This window comes from Stenotrophomonas sp. BIGb0135 (assembly GCF_024810105.1).
In the GTDB taxonomy this organism is placed as follows: domain Bacteria; phylum Pseudomonadota; class Gammaproteobacteria; order Xanthomonadales; family Xanthomonadaceae; genus Stenotrophomonas; species Stenotrophomonas maltophilia_AB.
The window spans coordinates 333,841-346,767 of sequence record NZ_JANUDX010000004.1 but is presented as its reverse complement, the minus strand read 5'-3'; the positions used below and the strand labels follow the sequence as shown (position 1 = coordinate 346,767).

12 protein-coding genes are annotated in these 12,927 nt (G+C 69.4%); 9 read left to right on the top strand and 3 right to left on the bottom strand.

Annotation, left to right across the window (positions count from 1 at the left end):
* Nucleotides 1-225: 225 nt before the first annotated feature.
* The gene (locus M2421_RS12095; RefSeq protein WP_259206921.1) at nucleotides 226-1,710 is read right to left on the bottom strand and encodes an AAA family ATPase; all 1,485 of its coding nucleotides are present in this window, start codon (nucleotides 1,708-1,710) and stop codon (nucleotides 226-228) included.
* Nucleotides 1,711-1,840: 130 nt separating this feature from the next.
* On the opposite strand from M2421_RS12095, the gene M2421_RS12090 reads away from it, so the two are divergent.
* From M2421_RS12090 to M2421_RS12050, 9 genes are all read left to right on the top strand, one after another.
* The gene (locus tag M2421_RS12090; protein WP_259206919.1) at nucleotides 1,841-2,473 is read left to right on the top strand and encodes a ParA family protein; all 633 of its coding nucleotides are present in this window, start codon (nucleotides 1,841-1,843) and stop codon (nucleotides 2,471-2,473) included.
* A 17-nt stretch (nucleotides 2,474-2,490) separates the two neighbouring features.
* Nucleotides 2,491-2,967, top strand: coding sequence for a histidine phosphatase family protein (locus M2421_RS12085; RefSeq protein WP_259206917.1), 477 nt, complete (start codon nucleotides 2,491-2,493; stop codon nucleotides 2,965-2,967).
* A 3-nt stretch (nucleotides 2,968-2,970) separates the two neighbouring features.
* Nucleotides 2,971-3,573 carry a YceI family protein gene (locus M2421_RS12080; RefSeq protein ID WP_259206915.1) on the top strand — a complete coding sequence of 201 codons (603 nt, stop codon included), beginning with the start codon at nucleotides 2,971-2,973 and terminating at the stop codon, nucleotides 3,571-3,573.
* A complete protein-coding gene (locus tag M2421_RS12075) occupies nucleotides 3,570-5,657 on the top strand; it encodes a phospholipase D-like domain-containing protein (RefSeq protein ID WP_259206913.1) in 2,088 nt (695 codons plus the stop codon). Before M2421_RS12080 ends, M2421_RS12075 begins: the two co-directional genes overlap by 4 nt.
* Before the next feature lie 26 nt (nucleotides 5,658-5,683).
* On the top strand, nucleotides 5,684-6,121 hold the full coding sequence (locus M2421_RS12070) for a hotdog fold thioesterase (protein ID WP_259206911.1): 438 nt from the start codon (nucleotides 5,684-5,686) through the stop codon (nucleotides 6,119-6,121).
* A 181-nt stretch (nucleotides 6,122-6,302) separates the two neighbouring features.
* Entirely contained in the window at nucleotides 6,303-7,094 is a 792-nt protein-coding gene (locus tag M2421_RS12065; protein WP_259206910.1) for a lysophospholipid acyltransferase family protein, read from the top strand.
* A 56-nt stretch (nucleotides 7,095-7,150) separates the two neighbouring features.
* Nucleotides 7,151-8,140, top strand: a complete 990-nt coding sequence (locus M2421_RS12060) for an alpha/beta fold hydrolase (RefSeq protein ID WP_259206946.1) — start codon at nucleotides 7,151-7,153, stop codon at nucleotides 8,138-8,140.
* 96 nt (nucleotides 8,141-8,236) lie between these two features.
* Nucleotides 8,237-10,306: a tetratricopeptide repeat protein gene (locus M2421_RS12055; RefSeq protein ID WP_259206908.1), complete on the top strand. Its 2,070-nt coding sequence runs from the start codon at nucleotides 8,237-8,239 to the stop codon at nucleotides 10,304-10,306.
* 9 nt (nucleotides 10,307-10,315) lie between these two features.
* Entirely contained in the window at nucleotides 10,316-10,927 is a 612-nt protein-coding gene (locus M2421_RS12050) for a YbhB/YbcL family Raf kinase inhibitor-like protein (RefSeq protein ID WP_259206906.1), read from the top strand.
* Nucleotides 10,928-11,072: 145 nt separating this feature from the next.
* Here M2421_RS12050 and M2421_RS12045 read toward each other — a convergent pair whose 3' ends face one another.
* On the bottom strand, nucleotides 11,073-11,906 hold the full coding sequence (locus tag M2421_RS12045; protein WP_259206903.1) for an META and DUF4377 domain-containing protein: 834 nt from the start codon (nucleotides 11,904-11,906) through the stop codon (nucleotides 11,073-11,075).
* A 71-nt stretch (nucleotides 11,907-11,977) separates the two neighbouring features.
* Complete coding sequence (locus tag M2421_RS12040) at nucleotides 11,978-12,772, bottom strand: undecaprenyl-diphosphate phosphatase (protein WP_259206944.1); 795 nt, start codon at nucleotides 12,770-12,772, stop codon at nucleotides 11,978-11,980.
* Between the last annotated feature and the right edge of the window lie 155 nt (nucleotides 12,773-12,927).

The window sequence follows — 12,927 nt, the reverse complement described above, 5'->3', positions numbered from 1 at the left end:
GAACCGGTAGAGCCGACCGTTGGTCGGCTGCTCTATCCAGGGCCACCGACACCGCACAAGAACCGGTAGAGCCGACCGTTGGTCGGCTGCTCTATCCAGGGCCACCGACACCGCACAAGAACCGGTAGAGCCGACCGTTGGTCGGCTGCTCTATGCAGGGCCACCGACACCGCCGACCCACGAAGCAGCCGACCAACGGTCGGCTCTACGCGCCGGCGATCGGCGTTACTCGTCGGCGCTGACGGTGCGCCCACGGGCCCAGTCGCGCAGCGCGTTGACCTGCTCGGCCATCAGCACGGACAACGGCCGGCTGCTGCGGATCTCGGTCATCAGCAGCTCGGTATCCAGCACCCGCGTCTCGGCGTGCGCCGCGTACAGCCCGGCCACCACCGCCTGTTCAATCTCCGCGCCGGAGAAGCCCTCGCTGGCCGCGGCCAGCGCCGGCAGCGCGAAGTCGTCGGCATTGAGCTGGCGCCGGCCCAGGTGCAGGCGCAGCAGTTCCACCCGGGTATTGGCGTCGGGCAGGTCGATGAAGAAGATCTCGTCGAAACGGCCTTTGCGCAGCAGTTCGGCCGGCAGTTCGTGCACCTGGTTGGCGGTGGCCACGATGAACACCGTGCCCTTGCGCTCGGCCAGCCAGGTCAGCAGGTGGCCCAGCACGCGCCGCGACACCCCGCCGTCCTCGCCCCCGCTGGCCAGGCCCTTCTCGATCTCGTCGATCCACAGTACGCACGGGGCCAGCTGCTCGGCCGAGGCCAGGGCCTCGCGCAGGTTCTTCTCGGTCTCGCCGTGGTACTTGTCATACAGGCTGCCGAAGTCCAGCCGCAGCAGCGGCACCCCGAACCCGGCCGCGGTGGCCTTGGCCAGCATCGACTTGCCGCAGCCCTGCACGCCCAGCAGCAGCATGCCCTTGGGCGGGTCCAGCCCGGCCGGGCCCTGGCCGCCGAGGAAGATCGGCCGGCGCTGGTTGACCCAGCGCTTGAGGCGGTTGGCGCCGGCCACGTCGGCAAAGCGGGTGGTGTCGTACTCGTAATGCAGGTGGCCGGCGCGGTTGAGCAGCTCGAACTTGAGCCGGGCCAGCTGCGGCAGGTCGTCCTGGCTGAGCGCGCCATCGGCGAAGATCAGCTGGCGGCCGATCCGCCGTGCGTCGACCATGCTCAGGCCGCGCAGGTTGTGCAGGATCTTCTGGACCGCTTCGTTGTCCACCTCGACCCGGCGCCCGCCGTTCTCGCGGGCGTAGGCCTCGGCCTCCTCGCGCAGCATCTTCAGCAGCGCGTTGAGGTCGGGCAGGCGCGGGTTGAAGCGGGTGGCCAGCGCCTCCAGCTCGGCCGGCAGTTCCACCTTGGCCCCGATCAGCACCAGCACGTGGGCCTGGCAGTGGCGGCGCTGGATCAGGTCGCGCAGCGCGCGCTGGTGGCTGGCATAGCCAAGGTAAGGGTGGAAATCGAGCAGCAGGTAGATCCCGCGCTGCTCGGCCTGGCGGATCATCTGCAGCGCCGCGCTGGCATCGGGCGGGCCGACCGCGTCATCCTCGCGGTCCATGTCGATGCGGCGCAGGCCTTCGGTGATCGACCAGCGGTGCAGGGCGCGCCAGACATGCATCAAGGTCTGCCGGAACAGCTCCACGATGCGACCCTCGTCCTGGGTCTCGATGATGATCAGCGGGGTATTGGCGCGAATCAGCGCACTCAGGTCCTGTAACTCGCTCATGCCGGCTTGCAATCCTTTGGATCGCGCACGATAGCAAAGCGACGGCCCGCACAGGGGTTCAGCCGCGCGACTATCTCCGTCACGGACGGCGGTGTACGCTGCGACGACGTTCCCCGGAAGCGAGGCTGGCATGAAGACGATCCTGGTAGCCGGTTCCAAGGGTGGGGTGGGCAAGACCACCGTCGCCACCCACCTGGCGGCGCATGCCGCATTGGACGGCAAACGGACCGTACTGGCCGACGCCGATCCGCAGGGCTCCAGCACCCGCTGGGCGCAGCGCCGCTCGATGCTGGAAAGCGCGGTGCTGCCGATCGACGTGTACCGCAAGAAAGCCTGGGAGAAGCTGATTCCCGATGGTACCGACGAGGTCATCATCGACGCCCCCGCTGGCGCATTGGCCGACGATCTGGGCCACTTCCTCGATGTTGCCGATGCCGTGGTGGTGCCCGTGCTGCCGTCGGCGCTGGATATCGAAGCCATCGTCGGCTTCCTCAACAGCCTGTCCAAGGTGCCCCGCGTGCACCGCCGCGCGCTGCCGGTCGGGCTGGTGCTCAACCGCACCAAGCCCTGGACCCAGACCTCCCAGCAGGCCATCCAGATGCTGGCCGAATGGCCCTATGACGTTGTCGCCCAACTGCGCGACAGCCAGAGTTACGTGGTGATGGTCGGGCTGGGACGCAGCCTGTTCGATTACCGCTCCGCGCAGGTGCGCGAGCACCAGAGTGACTGGGAGCCACTGTTGAAGTGGCTGAAGAAAGCCTGATCCGGAAGAGAGCCTTTATGCGAGAACTGATCCTGCTGCGCCATGCCCACGCCGAAGCCGCCGGTACCGGCCAGGCTGACCTTGACCGCCCGCTGTCCCCGATCGGCCTGGCCGAAGCGGAAGCGGCCGGCCGCTGGCTGAAGGAGAACAACCTGCTGCCCGACTGCGTGCTGTGTTCGCCGTCGCGGCGGACCCGCGAAACCCTGGAGGCCGTGCTGGGCATCACCGGCTTCGTCGAAAAGCGCCTGGAAGATGGCGTCTACGACGCCACCCCGGGCACCTTGATGGGCCTGATCGAGGCCCGGAGCGATGTCGACCGGCTGCTGGTGGTCGGGCACAACCCGGGCCTGGAACAGCTGGTGGCGCTGCTGAGCGAAGGCACCAGCAGCGACTACCGCGGCATGCCGCCCGGTGGCATCGCCGTGCTGGCCTTTGACCGCGAGGCCAGCATCGAACCCGGCGTGGCCAGCCTGACCGCCTTCTGGTGGCCGTAGCCCATGACGGTAGTGCGCGCGCTGCTGGGCGGCCTGCTGGCGCTGGCGTCCTACGCGGCCTGCGCTGAACCGCCGGTCCCGGCCCCGGCTGGGGTCCCGCGCCAGGTGCTGGAGTTCGATACCGCGCGTTCGCGCTTCGGTTTCGAGATCCGCACCCGGCTCGGGCAACGCATCGAAGGGGTGTTCCCGCGTTTCGAGGGACGCATCGAGGTGCTGTCCGATGGCCGCCACCAGGTCCACCTGCGGATGTTCACCCGCTACGTCGAGATCCCCGGCAAGAACCGCTACACCGGCTGGATGCGCGGGGAGGAATTCTTCGATTCGGCCCGCTACCCGGTGGTCGAGTTCGACTCGGTTCCCTATCTGCCCGAGGTGGTGGACAAGGGCGGCGGGGTCCAGGGCCGGTTGATCCTGCGCGGCGTCAGCCACCCCGAGACCCTGCGGGTGGAGCCGGCGGAGTGCCCCCGGGCCGGGTATGATTGCGATGTCGTCAGCCGCGGTACCGTGCAGCGTGGCCGGTATGGAATGGACAGCTGGCAACTAGCATTGAGTGATCGAGTGACCTTTGTACTGCGAGCGCGTCTGAGCGAGGCGCCCAAACCGTGACCCCATTGATGCGTGTGGTGATGCTGGCAACGCTGTTGCTGGTCGGCGGCTGTGCGTCGCTGTCCAATGCACAGCGCGACCGTGCCGCCGGCATCGCCGTGCAGGCACGTTCGAGCGTGGTCGACTGCACCCAGCCGGACCGCTGCGCCCTGGACTCGCCGCTGCGCGCGCTCGGCGGCAAGGCCTTCTCCGAATCGACCGAGGCCGCCCCGCGCCACTACGCCACCATCATCGATGAGGGCGAGGTGTCGCTGGTCGCCCGGCTCAACCTGATCCGCAGCGCCACCCGCAGCATCGACCTGCAGACCTACATCTTCGACAAGGACGACAGCGCCCGGCTGGTGCTGGACGAACTGCTCGCCGCCGCCCGGCGCGGGGTCAAGGTGCGCGTGCTGATCGACCAGCTCTCGGCCATCTCCGACCTGCAGATCCTCGGCGCGCTGGCCAGCAGCCACCAGAACTTCGAGCTGCGCGTGTACAACCCGACCTTCGGCAAGGCGCGGCTGAACTATTTCGATTACGCCGGCAGCGTGCTCTGCTGCTTCCGCCGCTTCAACCAGCGCATGCACAACAAGCTGCTGGTGATCGACGACGCGCTGGGCGTGGTCGGCGGGCGCAACTACCAGGACGACTATTACGACTGGGACAGCGAGTACAACTTCCGCGACCGCGACGTGCTGGTGGCTGGCCCGGAAGTGCGCGAGATGGCCACCAACTTCGACGCGTTCTGGCGCGCCCCGCGCAGCGTCCCGGCCGAACGCCTCAACGATGTCGGCCGCACCCTCCTGGACCAGGGCGCCCCGCAGATGCCCGCCACCGCCTACCGCCATCCCGAACGGGTGGAGCGGGTCAGCGCGGAGGCCAGCGATCCGGCCTACATCACCCGTGCCTTCGTCGACACCGCCTTGCCGGTGGCCTCGGTGCGCTACGTGGCCGACCTGCCGCGCAAGCACCGGCGCGAGCGCGCCAGCCAGCCGGCCAATGGCCAGCACGTGACCGAGCCGCAGCTGGATGCGCTGATCGCCAGTGCGCAGAGCGAAGTGTTGCTGCAGACCCCGTATCTGGTGCTGTCCAAGCCGGCGCGCAAGCTGTTCGGCGACCTGCGCAAGCGCGAACAGGCGCCGCGCATCGTGGTGTCCACCAACAGCCTGGCGGCCACCGACAACCCGATCGTCTACGCGCTGTCCTACAAGTACAAGCGCCGCAACATGCGCGAGCTTGGCTTCAACCTGTACGAGTTCAAGCCGTTCCCGCTGGATGCGCCGGTCGACTATCGCAACCTGCTGCCGGCGCCGCTCGGCGACGCACCGCCCCCGGACGGCAAGCGCAACAGCCTGATCGGCGGGAGCGCGGCCGGCAGCAATGCACGCGGCAGCGCCAGTGGCGGCAGCCGTCGCAGTGCCGATGCCGGCGCCGCGATGCGGCCGGCCAGCGTCGATGCCGATACCGATACCGCCGCCGACCCGCCCCGGCGCCAGCCCACGCCGGGCCCGGCCGCACGCCGCCGCACCGATGGCAGCGTGGTCGAACGGCGCGTGCTGCGTGCCGAAACCCGGCCCTCGTTCCTGGGCACCAAGGCCGTCAACAAGCCGCTGCCGGTCACCCGCACCGGCGCGCGCATGGGCCTGCACGCCAAGTCGATGGTGGTCGATCGGCGTATCGGCGTGATCGGCACGCACAACTTCGACCCGCGCAGCGAGAACTACAACACCGAAGGCGCGGTGATCATCGACGACCCGGTCTTCGCCGAGGCGCTGGCCCAGAGCATCCTGCGCGACATCCACCCGCAGAACTCCTGGACGGTGGCCCCGCGCACCAAGCCGCCGGTGCTGTCGGGCCTCAACTACAGCGTCGGCAAGGCCTCCGAGGCTTTGCCGGTGCTGGATTTCTGGCCGTGGCGTTACGCCACCGATTACGAGTTCCAGCCCGGGCCGAACTGCCCCGAGCCGTTGCGTCGCCAGGACAAGGACTTCCACACCTGCTACGTCTCGGTCGGTGACTTCCCCGAGGTCAACGTCGGCCCGAAGTGGCTGCTGGTGCGCATGCTCACCGCCTTCGGCGCCGGCCTGGTGCCGATCCTGTAATTCCTTTCGTCGCACGGAGACGCCGCATGGCCCAGGTATTCCGCGAAGCGGTGTCGATCGAGGCACTCAACGCACTCAGCCGCACCACCCTGATCGACCATCTGGGCATCGTCTTCACCGCGGCCGGCGAGGACTGGGTCAGCGCGACCATGCCGGTCGACGAACGCACCCGCCAGCCCTACGGCATCCTGCATGGCGGCGCCTCGGTGGTGCTGGCCGAAACCCTCGGCAGCAGTGCCGGCAACCTGTGCGTGGACACCACCCGGCAGGTCTGCGTGGGCCTGGAAATCAACGCCAACCACATCCGCGCGGTGCGTGGCGGCGTGGTCACCGGCACGGCACGTGCCATCCACGTGGGCCGCAGCACCCACGTCTGGGACATCCGCATCGAAGATGAGGGTGGCCGCCTGGTGTGCACCTCGCGGCTGACCCTGGCGGTCGTGCCGGCGGTCGCCCCGGCCTGAGCGCACTACGCCGCGGATGCTGTGTTGCGCCGGTCGGCACAGTGCGCCGGCGCACAGTCGGCTGACGCGCTGTGCCAGGCACGGGCAGTGGCTTGACCCCCTGCGGTGGCTGGCCCGCCCGCGCCATCGATTTGTCCGGTTCGCGCTGGCAGACCCCGCGGCGCTCCGGTATCGTTCGCGGATGAATTCCCCCACCCCGGCCTCACGTGGCGGCGTGGCGCGTGTGTGCCGTTATCTGTACCGCGTACCGCTGCTGCTGGTCCACCTGTTGCTGTTCCTGCCGATGCTGCTGATCGCCATGCTCCCGCCATGGGGACGCATGCGCGTGGGCACGCGCCTGTTCGAGCATGCCGCGGTCAACGCATGGTCCGGCGGGCTGATGTGGATCTTCGGCTTCCGCCTGCAGCGGATCGGCACGCCACTGCCGGGTGCCGTGCTGTTCGTGGCCAATCACGTCAGCTGGGTGGACATCTCGGTGCTGCACAGCCAGCGCATGATGGGCTTCGTCGCCAAGCGCGAAATCGCCGGCTGGCCCGTGGTGGGCTGGTTGGCCGCGCGCGGCCAGACCATCTTCCACCAGCGCGGCAGCACCGAATCGCTCGGTGGGGTGATGCAGGAAATGGTCGTGCGCCTGCGCGAGGGCAAGGCCGTGGGCGTGTTCCCGGAAGGACGCACCCGCGGCGGCCACGACGTCGGCCCGTTCCATGCGCGCATCTTCCAGGCCGCCGTCGAAGCCCAGGTCCCGGTGCAGCCGGTGGCGCTGCGCTACGGCTGGCGCGGTGACGCCCAGACCATCGTCGCCTTTGGTCCGAAGGAGAGTTTCTTCGCCAACTTCCTGCGCCTGCTGGGAGAACCGGCGCGTCGCGCCGAGGTGCATTTCCTGGCGCCGATCGGGACCCATGACCTGGAAGGCCGTCGCCGCATCGCCGAAACCTCGCGCGCGCGCATCCTGGCGGCGATGTCCGCCGAATAGTGCATGGCGGCCCTTCACGCGCCGGCGTCGCCATCGGGAGCAGTCTGCCGCCCATGTTGACCGCTGCCGACTATCAACCCCCGCGTTGGCTGCGCAATCCGCACCTGCAGTCGATGCTCAGCTCCAGCCGCATGCGCATGCAGCGTGGGCTGATGCTGCTTGCCGCCACCGGCGCGGTCACCGAGGAACTGATCCTGGACGGTGGCCAGGGCGTGCGCCTGCAGGGCTGGCACAGCCACGTGGAAGGCCGCGAGCCGATCGGCATGGCGCTGCTGCTGCACGGCTGGGAAGGCAGTGCCGAGTCCAGCTACATGCGCATGACCGCCGCGCGCATGCTCGAGGAAGGCTTTGACGTGGTGCGGCTGAATTTCCGCGACCACGGCAATACCCATCACCTCAATCCCGGCATCTTCCATTCCAATCGCATCGATGAAGTGGTGCACGCCGCCAGCGACATCGCCCTGCGCTGGCCGCAACTGCCGCTGGTGGCGGCCGGTTACTCGCTGGGCGGCAACTTCGTGCTGCGTCTGGCATTGCGGGCGCCCTCTGCCGGGGTGCCGCTGCGCCGGGTCGCCTCGGTGTGCCCGGTGCTCGATCCGGCCATCACCATGGAGAGCATCGAGAACGGTCCGGCGATGTACGACTGGTACTTCCGCCGCAAGTGGGCCGGCTCGCTGCGCCGCAAGCGCGACCTGTTCCCCGAGCTGAGCGACTGGGACGACCGCGTGCTCAAGCTGGACATCCGCGCGCTGACCGCCTGGCTGGTCGAACACCACACCGACTTCGGCTCGCTGCAGGCGTACTTCGACGGCTATTCCATCGCCGGCGACCGCCTGGCCGAGCTGGCCGTGCCGGCGGACATCCTGATGGCCAAGGACGACCCGGTGATTCCCTTCGCCACCTTCAACGGCTGGGGGCTGCCGGCCCACGCCCACCTGGAGATCGCCCCGTGGGGCGGCCATTGCGGCTTCCTGGAAAACTGGCGCGGCGACGGTTTCTCCGAGCGCTGGGTGGCCCAGCGGCTGCGCATCGAAGCCCTGCGCTGAGCCGGCCCGGCGGCGGCCCGCCGGGCGCGGCGCGGCGCACGGGTGATCGCCGTAGGCGTGTTCTACAATCGGGGTTTGACCCCACGCTGGACCGTCATGCAAGACAAGATTCTCCAAGCCCTGCGCCGCAACGCGGCCGACGACGCCGCGCAGCTGGCCCGCGAGTGGATCCAGGCCGAGCCGGAGCAGCCGCAGGCGCACCGCTGGCTGGCCCTATCGCTGCAGCAGCAGGGCCAGTTCGATGCGGCCCTGGACAGCCTCCAGCAGGCGCTGGCACTGGCCCCGGAAAACCCGGACCTGCACTTGCAGCATGCCGGCCTGCTGCTGGCCCTGCGCCAGTTCGACGCCGCCGACTCGGCGCTGGACCGCACCGCCACGCTGAACCCCAACGCGTTGGCCGCTTACCTGATGCAGGCGCACATGGCGCTGGCCCGCAACGACGTGGACGAGGCCGAGCGGGTCACCCGCACCGCCAGCCGGGTCGAGCCGGACCACCCCGAGCTGGCCGCCCTCAACGGCATGATCGCGCTGCGCCGTGGCGAGGGCGACCGTGCGGTGGCGCTGTTGTCGGCGGCCGCACAGGCGCTGCCCAACGACGCGCGCGTGCTGTACGCACTGGGCTTTGCCTACCTGGGCAAGGAGATGCTGGCCTTCGCCGAGCAGGCGTTCCGCCGCGTGCTCGACCTCAATCCGGCGCTGACCTCGCTGTTTGGCCTGCTGGTCCAGTTGCAGGTGCGCCAGGGCAACATCGACGGCGCGGCGGCGACCATGCGCCAGATCCTGGCCTCTGCCGAGGGTGACACCCCGGCGATGCGCCGCCTGGCCGGCGAGCTGGAATTGCAGTCCGGGCAGCCGTTGCAGGCCCTGGAACACCTGCTGCCGCTGCTGGAGCAGAGCCCCGCCGACCGACAGACCCTGCAGCTGCTGCTGATGGCCTGGCAGCGCCTGGGCCGCGAGCAGCAGGCCCGCGACACCCTCGATGCGGTGCTGGAGACCCACCCGCAGCTGCACGACCTGTGGCTGGCGCGCCTGTCCATCGAAACGGTGGGCAGTGCCGACGCGGTGGCGGTGGCCGAGCGTTGGCTGCAGGCCATGCCCGCGCACCTGCCGGCGATGGAAACGCGCATGCGCCTGCACGACATGGCCGGCGAGAACGACGCCGCCGAAGCCGTGGCGCGCCGCATCGTGGCGATCGAGCCGGGCCGCGCCAGTGGCGAGACGCGCATTGTCGATGCCCTGCTGGCGCGTGATCCCGCCGCGGCGGTGGCGCATGTGCAGGCCATCCATGACGCCGCGCATGACGACGCCAAGGGCACCCTGCGTGCGTGGCTGGGCTCGGTGCAGCACGAAGCCGGCCAGCACGCCGACGCCCTGCGCAGCTGGGTCGGCCTGCACGTGGCCGAGGCCGGCCAGCGCCTGCCGCTGCCGCCGCAGGCCAAGGCACCGCTGACCTGGCCCGACCTGGGCAGCATCAGCGAGGCCAATACCGCCCGCCCGATGTTCGTCTGGGGCGCCCCCGGCTCCGGCGTGGAACGGGTGATCGCCGCGATCGCGGCGGCCAGCCCGGTGCTGCGTGGCGACCGCTTCGGCCCCAACCCGCCCGACGATGCCTTCCAGAGCTACCACACCCTGCAGGACCTCTCGACCGGCAAGCTCAGCCCCGAACGGCTGGTGGAGCAGTGGCGCGAGCAGTTGCCGGCGCGTGGCCTGGCCGACGCCAACCTGATCGACTGGCTGCTGTGGTGGGACAACGCGCTGCTGTGGGCGCTGCGCCCGCAGTTGCCCGAAGGGCGCCTGCTGGTGGTGCTGCGCGACCCGCGCGACATGCTGCTGCACTGGCTGGCCAACGGCGCGCCTGCCCCGCTGGCGGTCACCTCCATCGACGAGGCCGCCGAATGGCTGGCACGTTCGCTGGCCCAGGTGGCCACGCTGCACGAACAGGATCTGTACCCGCACGCGCTGGTGCGCATCGATGACATCGGCAACGACCCGGCAGTGATGGCCGCGCACCTCGGCCACCTGTTCGGCACGCGCTTCCCGCCGGCGCCCTCGCTGGGGCCGCCACGCATGCCCAGCGGGGAATGGCGCCAGTATCGCGAGCTGATGGCACCGGCGTTCGCGCTGCTGACCCCCGTCGCCGTCCGTCTTGGCTATCCCGAACAGTAAGGACCCCCCATGCGCCTGAGCAGCACCAGCATCCACGCCGGCCAGCCGATCGCGGCCGAGTTCGCCGCCGGCGACGCCAACGGCTTCGCCGCCAACCGCAACCCGCAGCTGGCCTGGAGCGAGGTGCCCGAGGGCACCCGTTCGTTCGCCCTGCTGTGCGTCGATCCGGACGTGCCGACCGTGCCGGACACGGTCGGTCGCCACGATTGCAGCGTACCGCGCGACCAGCCGCGCGCTGATTTCGTCCACTGGGCGATGGCCGATATCCCGGCCAGCGTCCATGCCATCGCCGCGGGCAGCTGCAGCGAAGGCTTCACGGTCAAGGGCAAAACCGCACCGGCCGGACCGGCGGGCGCGCGCCAGGGCCTGAACGACTTCACCGGCTGGTTCGCCGGCAATCCGGACATGGCCGGCCAGTACCTCGGCTATGACGGCCCGTACCCGCCGTTCAACGACGAACGCGTGCACCGCTATTTCTTCCGCGTGTTCGCCCTCGACGTGGCGCAGCTGGACCTGCCCACGCCGTTCACCGCGGCCGACGTGCACCGTGCGATGCACGGCCACGTACTGGCCGAAGCGACGCTGCACGGCACCTACACGCTGAACCCGGCGCTGGCCTGATCGGCGATCCGGCAGACGCCGGTGCAGGCCGGTCTGCCGGCACTACCCGGTCATGAAGAAGGGCGGCCCATGGGCCGCCCTTCGTCGTCTGCGGTGCGTGCGTGCCGCCCCGGCCGCGGACCGGCCAACGGCCGGTACTCCGCGGTTACTTCTGTTCCGACTCGACCACCATGTCCAGCACGTACGCCAGCGACGAGCCATCGGCCGGCGGGTTGGCGATCGTGTAGCGCTTCACGCGCACCACGTTGCGCACGCCATCTTCGTGGGTGTAGCCCTCGATCGTGCCGTAGAAATTCTCGAACGCGCCCGGCGTGCCCTGTTTGAGGCCCTTGTCGTCGAATTTCACTTCGCGGGTCTGCAGGCACTGCATGTTCGGGATCATCGGGTGCGAGCACGGCTTGGTCTGCGCGGCCACCTCGAGGAATACCGTCTCGCCTTCACCGCCGTAGCGGGTTTCGGCGGTCGGCTCGGGGGTGAACACCAGCACGTCACCGGTGGCGGTGCGCAGGGTCAGCTGGCCCTGGCCAGCCAGTTCGGCCTTGAGCGCGCCCTCCAGCCGCGAACCCACGGCCTGGTCCAGCGCCATCAGCGCCTTGTCGGTGCAGGCCATCATGGTCGAGGCCATCGGCGTGACGGTCAGCGTGCCATCGGCCAGCGTGTAGCCGCCGCCCATGCGGTTGCAGGTGTTGCCCACCGACAGGCGGCCGTCCTTGAAGTCCAGCGTGACCGGCTTGTCGGCGCGCGCGAACAGCGCATCCACGCGCTTGCCGCTTGCATCGGTGGCGCTGTCCAGCAGCCAGTGGTTGCCCTGCAGGCGCTGCATGTCCAGCTTCTCCACGGCCTTGGCGTCGGCGGCGGCGGTCGGAGCCGGCGCCAGGTCATCGCCACCGGTACCGGCGGGGGCCGGGGTGGAGGGGTTGCTGCAGGCGGCCATCAGGGCCAGCGGCAGGATCAGCATCAGGGTGCGGGTGCGTTTCATGGACATCTCCTTGGGAACCCGTGGAAAAACGGGGTGCAACGTGAAACGGGGTTGGCGCGCGCCGGTCGCGTTCAGTTGCCAGCAGGCAACCACAGCAGCAGGGCCGCACCGAGCGCGATGCGATAGAACGCAAACGCGGTGAACCGGTGCGACTTGATGTAGCCCAGCAGCCACTTCACTACGACGAACCCGGTGATGACCGCGGCAACGAAGGCCACGCCCACGTCGGTCCAGTTCTCGCTGGCCAGCTTGCCGTCCTTGGCCAGTTCCAGGAACGCATAGGCGCTGGCAGCGAACATGGTCGGGATGCCGACCAGGAACACGAACTCGGTGGCCGCCGCGCGCCGGCTCAGGCCGAACAGCATCGCGATGAAGATCGCCGCCGCCGAGCGCGAGGTGCCGGGGAACACGCCCGCCACCACCTGCGCCAGGCCGACCAGGATCGCCACCTTCCAGGTCACTTCGTCGCGGTCGGGCAGGCGCGCGCTGTAGGTCTCCACCAGGATCATCCAGAGGCCGCCGATGATCAGCGCCCACGCCACCGGCGTGACCGTCTCGGGCAGTTCCCAGCCGGCCAGGCGCACCGGCAGGCCGACGATCGCGGTGACCAGGAAGGCGGTGCCCAGCTTCATCACGTAGTCGCGGTTGGCGCGCTCGTGCAGGCCGGTGGCCAATGACCACAGGCGCTGGCGGAACACCAGGGTGATGGCCAGGATCGCGCCGGCCTGGATCACGATGTTGAAGAAGTCGGAGCGCGCGCCCAGCCAGTGCTGGGCGATCAGCAGGTGGCCGGTGCTGGAGATCGGCAGGAATTCGGTGAGGCCTTCGAGGATGCCCAGCAGGAGGGCGGAGAGCAGGTCGGACATCGGCGGTTGGGGCTCGGAATGGGTGAAATCGGCGTAGAGCATAAAACATCAAACGCCGCACCAAATGTGTGCGTGGTGCGGCCGTTGCACCATCGTGGTGCGCACCGTTCAGGCGCCAGTGCGGTGCACGTGCAGTGAAATCAACGACTTGTGAA